The organism is Ruegeria sp. BHSB058, assembly GCF_059613285.1.
The window spans coordinates 65,349-82,032 of the sequence record NZ_JBXWSF010000003.1 but is presented as its reverse complement, the minus strand read 5'-3'; the positions used below and the strand labels follow the sequence as shown (position 1 = coordinate 82,032).

Annotated in this window: 14 protein-coding genes and 2 tRNA genes; 11 read left to right on the top strand and 5 right to left on the bottom strand. The window is 57.1% G+C overall.

Annotation, left to right across the window (positions count from 1 at the left end; all coding sequences use genetic code 11):
- The 3 genes from AC2FNB_RS01465 to AC2FNB_RS01455 form a co-directional block, all read right to left on the bottom strand.
- Window positions 1-1,449: a pilus assembly protein TadG-related protein gene (locus tag AC2FNB_RS01465; protein ID WP_496744013.1), complete on the bottom strand. Its 1,449-nt coding sequence runs from the start codon at window positions 1,447-1,449 to the stop codon at window positions 1-3.
- A gap of 24 nt (window positions 1,450-1,473) precedes the next feature.
- Window positions 1,474-2,277, bottom strand: coding sequence for a Flp pilus assembly protein CpaB (gene cpaB / locus AC2FNB_RS01460; RefSeq protein ID WP_480749801.1), 804 nt, complete (start codon window positions 2,275-2,277; stop codon window positions 1,474-1,476).
- A gap of 252 nt (window positions 2,278-2,529) precedes the next feature.
- Window positions 2,530-2,745 (bottom strand): Flp family type IVb pilin, encoded by a 216-nt coding sequence (locus AC2FNB_RS01455; RefSeq protein WP_480599878.1) that lies wholly within the window; start codon window positions 2,743-2,745, stop codon window positions 2,530-2,532.
- A gap of 363 nt (window positions 2,746-3,108) precedes the next feature.
- On the opposite strand from AC2FNB_RS01455, the gene AC2FNB_RS01450 reads away from it, so the two are divergent.
- The 11 genes from AC2FNB_RS01450 (at window position 3,109) to AC2FNB_RS01400 (ending at window position 16,359) form a co-directional block, all read left to right on the top strand.
- The gene (locus AC2FNB_RS01450; RefSeq protein WP_496744011.1) at window positions 3,109-3,912 is read left to right on the top strand and encodes a DeoR/GlpR family DNA-binding transcription regulator; all 804 of its coding nucleotides are present in this window, start codon (window positions 3,109-3,111) and stop codon (window positions 3,910-3,912) included.
- The gene (locus tag AC2FNB_RS01445; protein ID WP_480749803.1) at window positions 3,896-4,669 is read left to right on the top strand and encodes an inositol monophosphatase family protein; all 774 of its coding nucleotides are present in this window, start codon (window positions 3,896-3,898) and stop codon (window positions 4,667-4,669) included. Before AC2FNB_RS01450 ends, AC2FNB_RS01445 begins: the two co-directional genes overlap by 17 nt.
- A 3-nt stretch (window positions 4,670-4,672) precedes the next feature.
- Complete coding sequence (locus AC2FNB_RS01440) at window positions 4,673-6,373, top strand: Na/Pi cotransporter family protein (protein WP_496744009.1); 1,701 nt, start codon at window positions 4,673-4,675, stop codon at window positions 6,371-6,373.
- A complete protein-coding gene (locus AC2FNB_RS01435; RefSeq protein ID WP_496744007.1) occupies window positions 6,370-7,119 on the top strand; it encodes an N-formylglutamate amidohydrolase in 750 nt (249 codons plus the stop codon). The genes AC2FNB_RS01440 and AC2FNB_RS01435 overlap by 4 nt, the downstream gene beginning before the upstream one ends.
- Window positions 7,116-8,477 (top strand): glutamine synthetase family protein, encoded by a 1,362-nt coding sequence (locus AC2FNB_RS01430; protein WP_496744005.1) that lies wholly within the window; start codon window positions 7,116-7,118, stop codon window positions 8,475-8,477. The genes AC2FNB_RS01435 and AC2FNB_RS01430 overlap by 4 nt, the downstream gene beginning before the upstream one ends.
- A 131-nt stretch (window positions 8,478-8,608) precedes the next feature.
- Window positions 8,609-9,991 (top strand): aldehyde dehydrogenase family protein, encoded by a 1,383-nt coding sequence (locus AC2FNB_RS01425; RefSeq protein ID WP_496744004.1) that lies wholly within the window; start codon window positions 8,609-8,611, stop codon window positions 9,989-9,991.
- A 67-nt stretch (window positions 9,992-10,058) separates the two neighbouring features.
- A complete protein-coding gene (locus tag AC2FNB_RS01420) occupies window positions 10,059-11,204 on the top strand; it encodes an iron-containing alcohol dehydrogenase (protein WP_496744002.1) in 1,146 nt (381 codons plus the stop codon).
- Between the two features lie 585 nt (window positions 11,205-11,789).
- Window positions 11,790-12,914 carry an extracellular solute-binding protein gene (locus tag AC2FNB_RS01415; protein WP_496744000.1) on the top strand — a complete coding sequence of 375 codons (1,125 nt, stop codon included), beginning with the start codon at window positions 11,790-11,792 and terminating at the stop codon, window positions 12,912-12,914.
- A gap of 116 nt (window positions 12,915-13,030) precedes the next feature.
- Window positions 13,031-14,143: an ABC transporter ATP-binding protein gene (locus AC2FNB_RS01410; protein WP_480749810.1), complete on the top strand. Its 1,113-nt coding sequence runs from the start codon at window positions 13,031-13,033 to the stop codon at window positions 14,141-14,143.
- Window positions 14,144-14,155: 12 nt separating this feature from the next.
- The gene (locus AC2FNB_RS01405; protein WP_480749811.1) at window positions 14,156-15,076 is read left to right on the top strand and encodes an ABC transporter permease; all 921 of its coding nucleotides are present in this window, start codon (window positions 14,156-14,158) and stop codon (window positions 15,074-15,076) included.
- The gene (locus AC2FNB_RS01400) at window positions 15,073-16,359 is read left to right on the top strand and encodes an ABC transporter permease (protein ID WP_480749812.1); all 1,287 of its coding nucleotides are present in this window, start codon (window positions 15,073-15,075) and stop codon (window positions 16,357-16,359) included. The genes AC2FNB_RS01405 and AC2FNB_RS01400 overlap by 4 nt, the downstream gene beginning before the upstream one ends.
- A gap of 124 nt (window positions 16,360-16,483) precedes the next feature.
- Here AC2FNB_RS01400 and AC2FNB_RS01395 read toward each other — a convergent pair.
- Together AC2FNB_RS01395 and AC2FNB_RS01390 are read right to left on the bottom strand one after the other, a co-directional pair.
- Window positions 16,484-16,558, bottom strand: a tRNA-Glu gene (locus AC2FNB_RS01395).
- Between the two features lie 26 nt (window positions 16,559-16,584).
- Window positions 16,585-16,659 (bottom strand) — tRNA-Glu (locus tag AC2FNB_RS01390).
- Window positions 16,660-16,684 lie beyond the last annotated feature (25 nt).

Below are 16,684 nucleotides of genomic sequence, written 5' to 3'. Positions count from 1 at the left end.
TCACCTGTAAAGCTGGACAACGTCGTGGAAGAGAGAGCCGGCACCGGGGCTGTATTCGCTGGCGCTGCCGACGACCTCGCCCCAGATGTCAACGGTGGGAGGAGAGGAACCGTCATCGCCGACAGGCTCGGTCAGGAAGATCTTGAAGAATTCCTGGACTGGCACGTTGGTGGCGGCTCCGTTGATCGGGTTGGCAGAGCAATCGATACCGGCGGCGATGATCACGCGGCGATCCGGATCACTGCTTTGATTGTTCGAGCACATCGGGCGACCGGTTTCGGCCTTGCCGGTCAGAAGCGGAGCGGAGGAACTGGCGGCCGCGTTGATCTCGGCAAGGTAGTATTCATACCGAGTTGTGGCGGAAGGGTGCGGATCAGTGCCGTCGTAGTTCATATTGACATAGGCTGTTCGGCCTGCGTTCCAGCTGCCGTCGCCAAATCGGCTGCAGCCACCGCTTCCAAAGCAATCGTCGCGCGGCATGCCCATTGTATCAGGCGAGATCTCCTCATTTCCGCTGATGCAGGTGTTGCCGGTGCCGGGAACAATACCCTTGATCACATTTGGGGCAGGCGGGAAGTTCGCATTGTTCTTCTTGCCATTCATGATCGAGCGGTAGATATCGAAGCGCACGTTATAGATGGCGTTCTCGATGCCGACTTTCTGGCCCGGTTCGATATCGACGCCGCGCATGTTGAAGCATTGCGTGATGCTGCCCTCGGCCCCGATCAGGCAGGCGTCAAGGTTCACACCGCTCAGACCGGCGCAGGGGCCTTCGTCGTCGACCAAAGTCTTGGCCGGGTCGAGGAAGCCGAAATCGCCGGGCCCCCAGCCCGCGCCATTACCGCCAGAGCGCAACAGGATCATATCACCGATATTCTCGTCCGCCTTATAATTTGAATCGGGCAGGCAGAACATCATCGGGGTCACGTCGCAGGCATATTGGGTAAATCCGGCGATTGCCGATCCATTGGCCCAACTGTCTGGCATTGGATTTCCGGTCAGGGCGGCGAAGACAGCGCCGAACGTTGCGGCGACTGTCGAAGGTGTGGTCTGAACCAGAACATATGCAGCTTCGGTCGCATCCGTGGTGGTCGCTGTCACGACATCGGTGTCATCGGCGGGAAGGTCAGACAGAAATGTCAGGGTAAAGTCGGTATTGCCACTCAGCTGGCTGCCGCCGCTGCCGAAAGTCTTGTTGTCGACGATCATGTTCTCGGCGGCTGCGGTTGCCCGGATGATGGCGTCGGCACCTCCGTCCAGCTCTCCGGCGGCGGCCAGGGCGACGTGATCGGCAAAGGACTGAAGTTCGGTCCGGGTGATCGCGGTGCGACCGACGTCAAAAGAAAGTGCGACGATACCGAAGAAGATGGCAAACGATACCCCCCAGATCACCAGCATCGCGCCGTTTTCGTCAGAGGCGAGGCGTTTCATGGTGTTGGCGAGTTTCATCTGTCATCTCCTCGGCAAATCGTTTCAGCGCAGTTCGGTAACGGTCACGTCTGTACCGCGGCGAACGACGACGGTTTTGATCGGTGCTTGTTCCGGCACCGGCGACAACTCGCGCAGAACATCGCTCAGTCCGATGGATTCCAGCGGTTCGTCATTGGCCGCCTCAAGTGTGCGCAGCGTCAGGCTGAGCGTTCCTGCGCGCTGGGCGAGCGCCAGGCGCTGGCCTTCTTCAGGCGTGACTTCGACGGTGACGGTACGGGCGACACCGGGCGCGTCTTTTTGCTCGTCCGCTTCCTGATCAACGCCGATGATGCGCTTGTTCTGCAGGATCGTGACGGTCTTCAGGTCCTTATTGGCACCGTGCGTCAACAGGATGTCGACGAAATCGCCCGGCGTGACAAAACCGCCAACACCGGACTGGGCGTTCACGTTGATTGCCATCGCGCGGTTGTTGGCGCTGATGGTCTGAACGATGGTGACTTTTTCGCCAAAGTTCGAGACCTTGTTGGTCAGGATCAGCTCACCCTGAGAGATTGCGCGCTTGGCGCGGCGAAATTCCTTGCCTTGGCTTGGAAGCAATGTGTCGTAGGCGGTATAAACGCCGCTTGGCAGCGCTTCTTTCGGCCAGGCGATAGTGGTCAGTTTCTGGGCGTCCACGACTTGGCCAAAGTCGATGTCCTGGGCGGCAACGATGACGTTGACGACCTTTTCTTCTTCGACGGCTTGTCGTTTGGCATATTCATTCTCGATGTAGTCACGGGCCAGATACACCGAGCCCGCTGCAACCCCCAGTCCGGCGACGAATGTCAGGAAAGAAGAGAAACGCATGGTGGTCTCCAATATTGTTGGTCGGCGCTCTTGATGCCGTTGATCAAATGGCCCGGAGGGGGCGTTTCACCGCTGACTTGGCAGCCATGTACTGATTTGCGGTGAAACGCCCTGTTCAAATCCGTTCGAAGTCGCACTCTTTAAAAAAACTATGGATAACGGTGACGTCTTGCGGATTTGCTCCGGGAGGTGTTGCCGCGAAATCTCCAAGGCCGCGGCAACAATTTCATTTGAGAAAGTGCTTCTCTAAAGTTACGGCGTGGTTCCGCAGGTCGGCACCGAGCCGTCTGCATTTGGCATACAGTTGCCAGCGGCAGTCATCGAACCTGCGACGTCGCCTGCCAGCGTCGAAAGCGCGCCGGCGCCCAATACGACCGCCAGTGCGATTGCGATGCCGTATTCGACCAGAGTCGCACCCGACTCATCACGACGCAGACGCTTGAAGGTATTTGCGATAAAGTTTTTCATATCTTGCTCCAAAAAATGTGGGTCGCCCCAGGTGTTGGGGGCGATGGTGAGTTCGCAGACGATCCACCCCCTGGAAACGCTGCTGACACCCACATTAGAGGACCCGAATATGACGCCGCGTCGTTCAAGAGGATCAGATTTTCCCCTTTGGGTTGAATCTTTTTCCTTCAAGGTCTTTTGAAATCGTGGATTTGAAATCGGCGCTGTCTGCTCGGATTTGCGATGTTTGAGTAAATTTGAGGGAAAACGAGGGATTCTTCCCAAGCAAGTGGATTCAATCCGTCAAATTCCAAATGAAGTGCTTGCTTTTGACCGCCTTGTGTGGCTGGGTGAACATGTTCGTGGGGTTATTCTGAGGGCGCTGTGTCGAATCGCGGTGTACATACGCATCGAGAAGTCGAATTGCTGGATGTGTTACGTCGCCTCGGCGGGGCCGCGCGGAACTCCGATCTGGCAAAAGCCCTCAATGTGTCCGAGGAAACCGTACGGCGCGCGATCAAGGCATTGTCCAAATCCGGGGCAGTGGAACGCGTGCATGGCGGGGCCTATCTGGCAGGAACTCAGGGTGATCCGAGTTTCTTTCGTCGCATTGCGCAGCATCCTGACGAAAAACGCCTGATCGCATCGAGCGTCGCGCAAGTCGTGCGCGATGGGATGACGGTCTTTCTGGATGTGGGGTCGACAACGGCCTTCGTTGCCGAAGAGCTGCGCCAGTGCAGCAACCTTACTGTCGTAACCAACTCGGTAGGAGTGGCGCAAAGCCTGGTGGGTGTAAATGGATCGCGGGTTCACCTGTTGGGCGGTGAGATGCAAAGCGATGAACGCGGAACCTTTGGTCATGTCACGCACCGTCAGGCGCAGAGATTCGCATTCGATCTGTCCATTTTAAGTGCGGATGCCGTGTCAGCACGCAAAGGGTTTTTGTATCTGAGTTCTGCCGAGGCGGATCTGGCGTCTATCGTCGTCGACAATAGCGACTGGTCTGTGGTTGCGGCCGACCATTTCAAGTTCGGTGAAACCGCGCCCTATCACGGTGCCGACCCGCGACGGGTTGACGATCTGTTCACGGACAAACGGCCCAAGGGCGTACTTGCGGCGGCCTTCAAGGAGTGGGGTATCAAAGTAAGGGTGGCGACAGGAGGAGAGGCCGGTGCTGGCGAAGAGTGACTACGCGGGTCACGCGGTCGAAATCGCAGGAATCGCGGCCAAGGCCGCGCGTGGTTATTTCCGTGGCCATCTTGGGATCGAGTTCAAATTGGATGAAAGCCCGGTCACCCAGGCCGACAAAGGCGTCGAGGCGTGCGTTCGCGATTACATTGAGCAACACTTCCCGGATCATGGCATCTTTGGAGAAGAGCACGGGTTCGAAGGTAAGGACCGACGCCATATCTGGATCGTTGATCCGATTGACGGTACCCGATCGTTTCTGTCCGGTCATCCATTGTTCGGGTTCCTGCTGGGGCATCTGGAAGACGGTGTTCCTCAGGTTGGTGTCATCGCCATGCCTGCGCTTGGCGAGATATTTCTGGGTGTGAAGGGGCAGGGGGCGACGCTAAATGGCGAGGCCATTCGAGCGTCCGCCAAAACGAGGGTGGATCAGGCCATTCTATTTGTGAATGAAGGCGACAAGATCCACCGCGACCATCCCGACGTTTTTGAAAGGTTGATGAATGCAGGTCAGACGCGCCGATTTGCTTATGATTGCTATCCACATGCGCTGCTGGCGGCGGGCTATGTGGATGCGGTGATTGACTATGATTTGCAGCCCTACGATTATCTGCCGGTTTCGGTCGTCATCGAAGCGGCGGGAGGCGTTATGACGGATTGGGAAGGGCAGCCTTTGGGGTTGAATTCTGATGGGAAAGTGATCTCGGCAGCAACGCCGGATTTGCATGCTGAAATGCTCAAACTTGTGCGCGGATAAACTATGGCGATTGTCAGTTTCATCATAAGCCTGGCCGGAGCGACAATGCTGCTGCTCTATGCAGTGCGGATGGTGCGCACGGGGATCGAGCGCAGCTATGGCGCGTCGTTTCAACGTGTCATGACCGGTCAGCGCAGCTATGCCCAAGCGTCGCTTGTCGGGATTGTCATGGCCATCGTGCTGCAAAGTTCGGCGGCGGTGGCATTGTTGTCCTCGGGATTTGCCGCCAGCGGTATGCTGACATTTCCAGCCGGGCTTGCCATCGTGTTGGGTGGAGACCTGGGTTCGGCGCTGATTATTCAGATCCTGTCATTCGAGCTGGATTGGCTTGTGCCGGTTTTGTTGGCCATTGGTGGCTATCTGTTTGTCAAGACAGAGGCCAAGAAGGCGCGGCAACTTGGGCGTATCCTGATGGGGGTTGCGTTCATTCTTATCTCGCTGCGCTTCCTGCGCGAAGCGATGGACCCGATCCGCGACAGCGCCTTTCTGCCCGCAATCGCGGATTATCTGGCGCGTGACTATATAACTGCGTTTCTGGTCGGCGGCGCATTGGCCTTTGTCATGCATTCCTCGGTGGCGGCGATTTTGATGTGCGTGACGCTGGTGCAGATCGGCGCTATTCCCTTTGCCGCCGGATTGTCACTGATGCTGGGGGCGAATTTCGGTTCGGCTTTCATTCCGGTCTGGCTGACCCGGGGGATGAGCCTTTCCGCACGCCGCATCCCGTTCGCCAACCTGTTTCTGCGCGGCAGCTGGGCGGTAGTTACCTTGTTCGCCGCCAATATCGCACTGCGCAGCGGTCTTCTGGGTGATCTGCAAGGGGGGCAGATGCTGGTGAACGCACACCTTGTCTTCAACGCATCATTGCTTGTTCTGGCAATCCCGTTTTGCGGTCGCTTGCAGGCCCCGTTCGAGCGGCTTATTCCCGAACCCAACAGGGACAGCGCCAAGTTGCAACCCGGACGACCGCACAGCGCGCTGGACAAGCGTGTCCTGACCAATCCCTCTCAAGCTTTGGCCGGGCTCAAGCGAGAATTGCTGCGGATGAGCGATCTGGTACAGTCCATGTTCGAACCTGCCTTGGAACTGTATCGCAGCGGCGACAAGGAACAGATCCGCGCGGTGCAGGTGATCGATGACGATGTGAATGACTGTCTGTCGGGCATCCGGTCTTATGTTGCGTCGATCCCGACAGAGGGATTCGGAAAGGAAAACGCCAAGATCGCCCGTGATCTGATGGAATATGCCATCAGGCTTGAGACTGCGGGCGACGTGGTCGCCAAACGTCTGACGGTTCTGGCCGGAGAGATGCGAAAAAAAGGCGCTTCGTTCTCGCAGGAAGGGTGGATGGAACTGGTGCACATGCATGAAGGCATCGTTGCGAACCTGAAGCTGGCTTCGAACGTGTTGATCTCGGACGATCTGGAAAGCGCCCGTCTATTAAGCCTGGAAAAAACCGAGATCAAACGTGCCGAGCGTGACAGCCGCAAGCGCCATCTCAAACGTCTGCAGCACGGCACAACAGAGAGTTTTGAGACCAGCGACATCCATCTGGAAACCCTGCGCGCGCTTCGTGAGTTCAACAGCCATATTGCGGCGGTGGCCTATCCGATCCTGTATCGCAATGGGCAATTGCTGGAAACTCGTTTGATCGAAGATATGCCGAGAAGTGACAGGCAGATGCATTCGGAGGATCAGGAATGACGGCTCCGTTCGAGATACTGAATGCAACGGGGAAAGGGCAGGTTGTGCTTCTGTGCGAACATGCCAGCAATAGGATTCCAGACGAGTATGACGGTTTGGGTTTGTCTGACGTTGAGCGCCTCAGCCACGCTGCATGGGATCCGGGCGCGCGTGCCTTGACGCTGCTTTTATCCGAGGCGCTGGATGCGGTCGGAGTGGCTTCGACGGTGTCGCGGCTGGTCTACGACTGTAACCGCCCACCCGAAGCGCCAAGTGCCATACCCGAGAAATCTGAGTTGATCGAAGTGCCGGGCAACCGCAATCTCACTCAAGCAGACCGGGACGCCCGCACGGCGGCAGTTTACGGCCCGTTTTGCATTGCAGTCTCTCAGGTGCTGGAGGCACGCGGACCGGACACGGTGGTGGTGACGGTGCATTCCTTCACGCGGGTTTACTTTGGGCAGGCGCGCAAGGTGGAACTGGGTTTGCTTCATGATGAAGACAGCCGGTTGGTGGATGCGATGCTGGGCCACGCTGATCGCATTCCACACCGCCAGATCGAAAGGAACGAACCTTATGGTCCGTCCGACGGCGTGACCCATTCGCTGCGCCTGCACGCTCTGAGCCGGGGCTTGGCCAATGTGATGATTGAAGTACGCAACGATCTGTTGCGCACCGATGAGCAGGTTGCCGACATGGCACGGGAAATATTGGCGCTGCTTGAGCCGGCGCTGAAGGACATTGCGATCAGGGAGGACGCATCGTGAGCGCAACACTCACCTTCGAACATCTCAAGACACAGGTTTCGACCGGGGAAGTGGATACTGTCCTGGTTTGCATGGTGGACATGCAGGGCCGTTTGATGGGCAAAAGGTTCCATGCCGGTCATTTTGTGGCAGGCGCATGGGAAGAAACCCATTGCTGCAACTACCTTCTGGCCACCGACCTTGAGATGGCCACGCCCAGCGGGTTCGCGTCCACAAGCTGGGAGCGGGGGTATGGCGATTATGTCATGAAGCCCGATCTGGACACGCTGCGCCCGGTGCCCTGGCTCGAAGGCACGGTGATGGTTTTGTGTGACGTTCTGGATCACCACACCCACGAAGAGGTACCCCATGCGCCGCGCTCGATCCTGAAGAAACAGGTGAACCGCCTGAAGGCGATGGGGTATGAGGCGATGTGTGCCACCGAACTGGAATTCTTCCTGTTCGCGAAAAGCTTTGATGCGATCCGCAAGGAAGGGTTCCGCGATCTGGAGCCGATCTCGGGTTATAACGAAGATTATCACATTCTGCAGACCACCAAGGAAGAGCATGTGATGCGCCCGATCCGGAACCACCTGTGGGATGCGGGCATTCCGGTCGAGAACACCAAAGGTGAAGCCGAGGCCGGGCAGGAAGAGCTGAACATCAAATACGCGCCTGCGATGGACACGGCAGAGTATCACTCGATCGCCAAGAACGCGGTGAAAGAAATCGCCTGGCAGCAGGGTCATGCGGCGACCTTTCTGCCGAAATGGCATCATGAAAGGGTGGGCAGTTCGTCTCATGTGCATCAGTCGCTATGGGCGGATGGCAAACCTGCCTTCTATGATGCCGGGGATGAACTGGGCATGTCGGCGCTGATGAAAAGCTATATGGCCGGTCTTCTGAAATATGCCGCCGATTACACGTATTTCATGGCTCCGTACATCAACAGCTACAAGCGGTTCATGAAGGGCACTTTTGCACCGACGCGGATCATCTGGTCGGTAGACAACCGCACGGCCGGGTACCGCCTGTGCGGGGATGGCACCAAGGCGATACGGGTCGAGTGCCGTATTCCGGGGTCGGATATGAACCCCTATCTGGCGATTGCAGGGATGCTGGCGGCCGGGATCGCGGGGATCGAAGAAGGGCTGGAGTTGCAGCCGCCGACAAAGGGTGATGTCTATCAGGGCGAGACGGGAAAGATCCCGGGTACATTGAAGGATGCACGCAACGCTTTGCACGGATCACAGATGCTGCGCGCGGCGATGGGCGATGACGTTGTCGATCACTATACCCGCGCGGCTGAGGTCGAAATCGAGGAATTCGAACGCGTGGTAACCGATTGGGAAATTGCCCGCGGGTTTGAGCGGGCCTGAGATCAGGCGCGGCCGGGGGTCCTGCCCGTCGCCATTGTCTGCTCGGACCAATGGCGCAAACAAAGGCGACCCCCGGGATATTTATGGCCAGATGAAGCAGGGATCCTGCTCTCTTTAGAGATGGAGTGACTATGGGGCAGATGTTGCAATGTGTCTCGCCGATCGATGGATCGGTATTTGCGGAACGAGAAGTACTGCCGCGGGCGGCTGCCTTTGCAGCCGCAGCGCGCGCGCGCAAAGCACAGGCGGATTGGGCGGCGCGGCCCTTGCAGGACCGTATTGACCTCGTTTTGGCGGGCGTCGCGGCCGTCGGCGCGATGAATGATGAGATCGTTCCGGAACTGGCGCATATGATGGGCCGCCCGGTGCGCTATGGCGGCGAGTTTGGTGGCTTCAGCGAACGTGCCAGCCATATGGCGGAGATTGCCGAAGCGTCACTGGCCGATATTGCCGTGGGCGAAGACGAGACTTTCAAACGCTATATCAAGCGCATTCCTCACGGGGTGGTCTTTGTTGTTGCACCCTGGAACTATCCTTACATGACGGCGATCAACACGGTGGCGCCCGCGCTGATCGCGGGCAACACGGTTGTTCTGAAACACGCGACCCAGACTTTGTTGGTTGGTGAGCGGATGGCGCAGGCGTTCCATTCGGCGGGGGTGCCTGAAGACGTGTTCCAGAATGTATTCCTCAGCCACGACGTGACCAATGATCTGATTGCGGGCAACGCGTTCGACTTTGTGAACTTCACCGGTTCGGTCAGTGGCGGTCAGGCCATGGAGCGTGCGGCAGCGGGCACCTTCACCGGAGTCGGCACCGAACTTGGGGGCAAGGATCCGGGTTATGTCATGGACGACGCCGACCTGGACGCAGCGGTTGATACATTGATCGATGGCGCGATGTTCAATTCGGGCCAGTGTTGCTGTGGGATCGAGCGGATTTACGTTCACGAAAGCCTTTATGATGACTTTGTCGCCAAGGCTGTTGAGATCGTGAAAGGCTACAAACTGGGCAATCCGCTGGACGCCGAAACAACCATTGGTCCGATGGCCAATGTGCGTTTCGCTGACGAGGTGCGCGCCCAGATTGCCGAAGCGGTTGAGGCCGGTGCGGTCGCGCAGATCGCCCCCTTCCCCGAGGATGACGGCGGCGCATACCTCACGCCGCAGATCCTGACCAATGTGACCCATGACATGCGGGTGATGCGGGATGAAAGCTTTGGGCCTGTAGTGGGCATCATGAAAGTGTCCTCGGATGCTGAGGCCATCGCGCTGATGAATGACAGCGAATTTGGCCTGACTGCCAGCCTATGGACCCGCGATGTGGATCGCGCGGCGCGTGTGGGCGACCAGATCGAGACCGGCACCGTCTTCATGAACCGGGCCGACTATCTGGACCCTGGCCTGTGCTGGACCGGTTGCAAGAATACCGGGCGCGGCGGTGGTCTTTCGGTCATCGGCTATCACAATCTCACCCGTCCCAAATCCTACCACCTGAAGAAGGTCACGGGCTAAGGACGACGGCCTGCTCGGGTCTGACCCCCTCGCCCGAGCAGGTCTCATATCACAAAGGAAACCTGACATGTCACTCGTTGGAAACTGGTCCTATCCGACCGCAATCAAATTTGGTGCCGGGCGCATCAAGGAACTGCCCGCAGCCTGTGCCGCAGCCGGTATGAAGAAACCCCTGCTGGTCACGGACAAGGGGTTGGCCGATCTGCCGATCACTGCGGCGACGCTGGATATCATGGCGGCGGCTGGTCTGGGCCGCGGTGTATTCAGTGACGTGGACCCTAACCCAAATGAGAAAAACCTCGACGCAGGCGTTGCGGCATACAAGGCCGGTGGGCACGATGGTGTGATTGCCTTTGGCGGCGGCTCGGGGCTGGACCTGGGCAAGATGGTCGCCTTCATGTGCGGCCAGACGCGGCCCGTGTGGGACTTTGAGGATATCGGCGACTGGTGGACCCGCGCGGATGCCGATGCCATCGCGCCGATTATAGCGGTGCCCACCACTGCCGGAACCGGGTCCGAAGTGGGCCGCGCCAGCGTCATTACAAATTCCGAGACCCACGCCAAGAAGATCATCTTCCACCCCAAGGTCCTGCCGACGGTGGTGATCTGCGATCCTGAACTGACGGTTGGGATGCCCAAATTCATCACCGCAGGCACCGGTCTGGACGCCTTCGCGCATTGCGTCGAAGCCTATTCGAGCCCGCATTATCACCCGATGAGCCAGGGCATCGCACTGGAAGGTATGCGCTTGGTGAAAGAATATCTGCCGCGCGCTTACGCAGATGGCAGCGACATTGAGGCCCGCGCCCAGATGATGAGCGCAGCGGCCATGGGCGCAACCGCCTTCCAGAAGGGGCTGGGCGCGATCCACGCCATGAGCCACCCCATCGGCGCGGTGTTCAACACCCATCACGGCACCACCAACGCGGTCTGTATGCCTGCTGTGCTGGATTTTAACGCCCCCGCCATCGCCGACCGATTCCAGCACGCCGCCGCCTATCTGGGTATCAACGGGGGCTTTGACGGCTTTCGCGCCTTTGTGCAGGAATTCAACGACAGCTTCGGCATCCCGCGCAGACTGTCTGAACTGGGGGTGACAGAGAGGTCCATTCCAGAGTTGGTTAAAGGTGCCATCACCGATCCGTCCTGCGGCGGGAACCCGATCAAGTTGACCGAAGAAAACCTGATTGGCTTGTTCAGAACCGCCTTGTGAATTGAAACACGTGGGTGAATCGGGCCGGCGTGTAGGCTCGCCGGCCTGAATTTCCCGACGCGAAAGAAGTTTGTTGCATGCCCCAATACTGCGCTATGGGAGATCACTTTGGGTGAAACGCGCGCCGCCGGTGTTTATTCTTTGCCCGATGTCCCAAAACTGGCGAATGCAGCGACTGACGGTTGCTCTCAATTGTGTTGACCTTGCAAGTTGATCTGTTTGAAACTGAGTGCATGACGGAACAGGTGAGATGGATAGTGGAAACCTCAATGGAGAACCACCGATCCAAGAAACCCAAAAAGAATGCAAGCCGATCATGAGCTGCGCATCAATAATCTGCTGCAAACTTTTCAAATAATTGAAAAAGGTTAAGCGGGCATGTGCGGGGAAGTGGCCAGCGGGTTTGCAAAGGTAGATGACCAATGCAATATTTCACTAAGAATTGAGTCCTTACGTAAACTGGACTTATGGAAATATCCAACTGTCACTTCAGGAAGGGAAAAGACACTAGGAAACTTCATGAAAACGTCATCATCTGACAACAACAACAAACTAGCCAAAACAGTCCAAAATGGGAGAATAAAAATGGCTTCAAAATCTAACGTAACTCGACGCAGTGTCTTGAAGAGTGCAGGTGCAGCCGCTTTGGCAGCGCCTTTGTACTCGAAAAGCGCGTTGGCCTCGTCGGGTGAAATCAACATCCTGATGTGGTCTGACTATCTGCCACCGTCGTTCCTTGAAGCGTTCGAAAAAGAGACCGGTATCAAGGTGAACTATACCGGTATCGGCTCGAACGAGGAAATCATCAACAAGATGAAGGCCACCAAGGGGCAGGGTTTCGATATTGTTTCGCCTACAAACAATCGCTCGCTCCAGTGGGAACCGCTGGAACTGCTGCAGCCCTTTGACATGAGCAAGGTTGGTATCGACGCGGTGAACCCGGCCATGGCCAAAATCGGCACCGATGCCTGGAATTTTGGCGGCAGCGGCGTGCACTGGCTGCCGCACATCTGGGGTACCGAGGGCATCGCTTATCGTACAGATCTATGGCTTCCCGATGGCGATGCACCATCCTACGGCGATGTTTGGTCGGAAGAGAATGCTGGCAAGACCATGGGGCGCGCGCATTCGATGATGCTGGGTGCTGGCCTGTACATGGAACGCGCAGGCGAGATGGAGCCTGGATCGGTTTGGTCTGCATATAATGACGAAGACACCATGCGTAAGGTATGGGGTCAGATCACCGATTGGGTCATCGCGCGCAAATCGCGCATCAAGCTGATCTGGAATGACGCCGACACCCAGAAGAACGGGCTGTTGAACGAAGGTGTTGTGGTCGGTCAGACTTGGGATGGTCCTCCGCTGGCGCTTAAGGCCGCAGGCGAACCGGTCCACTATCAAGCCCCGGTCGAAGGCGCGATGGCGTGGGTTGATGGCATGTCGATGCCTACCGGTGCAGAAAACATGGATCAGATCTATGCTTTCATCGAGTTCGCCTATCGCAAGGAACCGGCCGGCGTGGCCATCGACAGTCACGGCTACAACTCGCCGGTACTGGGCGCCGACCAATTCGCTGGCGACGTCTACAAGAAGAACTTTGCCGAAGCCTATCCGGGCGACTCGCTGGCCAACCTGAACCCGTGGCCGGCCGAAGCCCCCTGGTATGCCGAAGTGCGGACCGAGTTCGTCAACAAGTTCGTAAGCGCCTGATCGCTTCAAATATGGGTCCCCTGCGTGTTCAGGGGGCCCTCTTTGTGTGCGTCTTGCACACTGCAACAAAAGATGTCGCCGCATGAACGGACTGACATCACAGGGAGAAACCAAAAATGAGTGCTGGGGTCGGAGTCGATCTGGAAAACCTTTGGATCCGTTTCGGGGACTTTGTCGCCGTGCGCGACGCCAATGTGAATATCAACGGGGGCGATTTCTTTTCGTTCCTAGGCCCTTCGGGCTGTGGCAAGACCACAATCTTGCGCGCAGTTTCGGGCTTTCTGGAACCGTCCGAGGGCAATGTTCTGATCGGCGGCAACAACATGAAGGGGATCGGCCCGAACAAGCGGCCGACGGCGCTGATCTTTCAGAACCTTGCGCTGTTCCCGCTGATGAAAGTTTGGGAGAACATTACCTTTTCGATGGAAATCAAGGGCGCCAGTGCCGCTGAACGTCGCAAGCGCGCGGACGAACTGCTGGACATGATTGCGCTGCCGGGACAAGGTGACAAGCTTCCCAGTGAGCTTTCAGGCGGCCAGCGCCAGCGTGTCGCCATCGCTCGTGCGTTATGTGCCGAGCCGCATGTGCTGCTGCTGGACGAGCCTCTTTCCGCACTCGACCTGAAATTGCGTCAGCACATGCGTACTGAATTGCGCGAAATCCAGCAGCGCGTGGGCATCACGTTCATCTATATCACTCACGATCAGGGCGAGGCACTGACCATGTCGGACAGCATCGCCGTGATGCGTGCCGGTGTGATCGACCAAATCGGTGATGGCAAATCGATCTACAACGATCCGTCGACGGCATTCGCTGCGTCGTTCGTTGGCGAAAACAACGTGTTCCGCGGTAAGATCAAGAAAATCATGGGTAATGAGGCGATGATTTCGACGAACCGCTCGGGCGATCTGGTTGCGCGAATATCGACTGCCAATCGGGGCAAGATGAATGAGGGCGATGCCGCCATGATGTTTATCCGCCCCGAAGCGTTCGCTATCGCTCCGGATGGTGCCAAGGGAACGCACTTTGTTACCGCGCGGGTCAATCACGAAGAGTTCGAAGGAAATGCGTTCAACATTTTCACCGCAGGTGAAGGAGGCAAAGAAATCAAGGTGTCCATTCCCAACCTTGGCCAATCCTTCGACGATCATACCGGCCAGATGATCACGCTGGAATACGAGACCCGCAATGCGGTTATCGTGCCCGCCGGCGAACTGGCTGCGGAATAAGGAGGCCAGATCATGCCCGGCTTCCTCAAGGAATTCTTCAACCGCAACGGCTTCGGCATGGGGCTTGCGATCCTGGGTCTGGTCCTGTTCTGGACCATCGGCCTGATCATCCTGCCACAGCTGTCGATGCTTGACTTTTCATTCCGTCCGAACCTGCCGCCGCCAGAAATCGGTGGTCCAAAGGACGTCTATACACTGGAGAACTATAAATACCTCGTTTTTGGACCAGAAGGGGGCGGGCAGGACTATAACGTCGTCGACCTCAAGGTCTTTTTCCGCACGCTTGTTGCCGCAGTTTGTGTGACGATCTTCAACCTGATCCTGTGCTATCCGATTGCCTATTATCTTGGACAGACCAAAGGCAATCAGATCCGCGTCTTCGCGATCATGTTGATCATTCCCTATTGGATCAACGAGATCCTGCGCGCATTTGCCTTGCGTATCATCTTTGGTGAGACCGGGGTGCTGAATACTTTGCTGATAGGGACAGGTATCTTTGATACGCCCTTTGACTTCATCCGCAACGACATCGCGCTCTATGCCGGTCTGGGTTACGCCTATATCCTGCTGATGATTTTCCCGATGTACAACGTGATCGAAAGCCTCGACGGCAATCAGATCGAAGCTGCACGGGATCTTGGTGCACCTTGGTGGCGCATCCATTGGCGGGTGGTTATTCCATACGCCAAACCCGGTATCAGCTCGGGCTGCACCATGGTATTCATGCTCAGCGCCGGTGCGCTGGCTGCGCCACAAATTCTGGGCGGTCCGTCATCCCTGTGGTTCACGCAACTTATTTATCAGCAGTTCAATGACAACAACGACTGGCCGCAAGGCGCAGCCTATGCGATCGTGCTGTTGGTGACCTGTATCCTGTTCGTGCTGGCAATGATGCGAGTGTTCAAGGTGAACATGGGGGATATAGGGAAATGAACAACTCTATCCTTCGTGTAAGCATCTGGGTCTATCTGGCGATATTCTTTGCCTATCTGTTGGGCCCGTTGGTGATCATGTCGATCACCGCCTTCAACTCGTCCGAGTTCCCGAGTATGACGCCTTGGGAGTGTCTGACGTTCGAGTGGTTCGGCGCGTTGTTCCAGGATGATCGCATCCTGAATGGCATCAAGAACTCGGTGATCATTGGCCTTGGAACGGTCATTCTGTCGGTGGCGATGGGTCTGGCTGGAGCGCTGATGCTCACCCAGATCTGGCCCAAGCTTCGGGCCACCTACTATACGGTCATCATTGCACCGATCCTGATCCCTGGCGTGGTATTGGGTATCTCGACACTGGTGTTCTGGGATCGGATTAACCGGGTTCTGGGCTTGGGGGCCGACAGCTTTCTGTCGAATGGTATCTTCCTGACAGTGGTGGGTCAGTCGACGTTCATCGCCAGTTATTGCATGCTGGTACTCGTGGCGCGGCTCCAGCGTTATGACGTGGCGCTCACAGAGGCGGCTCTTGACCTGGGGGCAAGTCACGCTCAGGCCTTCCGCAAGATCCTTCTGCCGTTCATGCGACCGGCCATCGCCTCGGCAGCGGTATTGGCGTTTCTCGCCTCGTTCGAGAACTACAACACCACTACCTTCACCTTCGGCGAATATCCGACGCTCACGATCGAACTGGCGCAAAAGGTGCGTTACGGGATCACTCCGGCGATTTCGGCGCTGGCCTTCATAATTGTTGTGCTGACGGTGTTCTTTGCCCTTCTCAACGAAACCAAGATCAAGCGTCAGGAATTGGTGGCGGCTGCACGCAAGAATGCAACGGTCGAGGAATTGGCGGGAAAGATCAAACTGCCCAGCTTCTTTGCCGGCAATATGGCAGCTGTTATCCTTGTGATGTTCTGCATCGCAACGATCACGGTTGTTGGCACGGCAACCGTCTATAATCCTGCGCAATGTATTGCGGACGTCAAAGAGCAGAAACGTCTTGAAGCTGAAGAGCGTATTCAGAAACTGCGTCAGGAGCGCGAAGAGCGTCGTCAACGCAGGTTCGAAGGCGTGTTCGATCCGGACGATCTGACGCCGGGAACGGAAGAGGACGACTCTCAGGCGCCATCTGGTTCCAACAACTCTGGCTTTGGCGGTGTGTTCGCGCCGGGATCGCTGACTGGTGAAGAGGATGACAGTTCTTCGAATACCGAAGAACAGCCGTCGAACAACAGTGGGTTCGGAAATGTGTTCGATCCCAACAGCCTGAAGAGCGACGAGTAGGACAATCCTTGCGACCAAAACGAACCCGGGCCGCGCTGGCCCGGGTTTTTTTATCGTAAAGGCAAAACCGGTCAGCTGCTAGATCGGGATCCAAAAAGCTGTCTGTTTGAAAGGTTGCGGCCAATGGCAGCCCGTAGGGGAATCGAACCCCTCTTTCCAGGTTGAAAACCTGGCGTCCTAACCGATAGACGAACGGGCCATTTCTTGGTCCAAGACAAGCACATGTGGCAGCCCGTAGGGGAATCGAACCCCTCTTTCCAGGTTGAAAACCTGGCGTCCTAACCGATAGACGAACGGGCCACGGTGGCTTGTGGAGGGCCTTTTA

What these genes read in the sequence shown, in the direction of transcription:
- AC2FNB_RS01400 (WP_480749812.1), top strand. Translation starts at nt 15,073, where the DNA reads ATGAACAACTCTATCCTTCGTGTAAGCATCTGGGTCTATCTGGCGATA.
- AC2FNB_RS01405 (WP_480749811.1), top strand. Translation starts at nt 14,156, where the DNA reads ATGCCCGGCTTCCTCAAGGAATTCTTCAACCGCAACGGCTTCGGCATG.
- AC2FNB_RS01415 (WP_496744000.1), top strand. Translation starts at nt 11,790, where the DNA reads ATGGCTTCAAAATCTAACGTAACTCGACGCAGTGTCTTGAAGAGTGCA.
- AC2FNB_RS01435 (WP_496744007.1), top strand. Translation starts at nt 6,370, where the DNA reads ATGACGGCTCCGTTCGAGATACTGAATGCAACGGGGAAAGGGCAGGTT.
- AC2FNB_RS01420 (WP_496744002.1), top strand. Translation starts at nt 10,059, where the DNA reads ATGTCACTCGTTGGAAACTGGTCCTATCCGACCGCAATCAAATTTGGT.
- AC2FNB_RS01455 (WP_480599878.1), bottom strand. Translation starts at nt 2,745, where the DNA reads ATGAAAAACTTTATCGCAAATACCTTCAAGCGTCTGCGTCGTGATGAG.
- AC2FNB_RS01425 (WP_496744004.1), top strand. Translation starts at nt 8,609, where the DNA reads ATGGGGCAGATGTTGCAATGTGTCTCGCCGATCGATGGATCGGTATTT.
- AC2FNB_RS01465 (WP_496744013.1), bottom strand. Translation starts at nt 1,449, where the DNA reads ATGAAACTCGCCAACACCATGAAACGCCTCGCCTCTGACGAAAACGGC.
- AC2FNB_RS01410 (WP_480749810.1), top strand. Translation starts at nt 13,031, where the DNA reads ATGAGTGCTGGGGTCGGAGTCGATCTGGAAAACCTTTGGATCCGTTTC.
- cpaB (WP_480749801.1), bottom strand. Translation starts at nt 2,277, where the DNA reads ATGCGTTTCTCTTCTTTCCTGACATTCGTCGCCGGACTGGGGGTTGCA.
- AC2FNB_RS01440 (WP_496744009.1), top strand. Translation starts at nt 4,673, where the DNA reads ATGGCGATTGTCAGTTTCATCATAAGCCTGGCCGGAGCGACAATGCTG.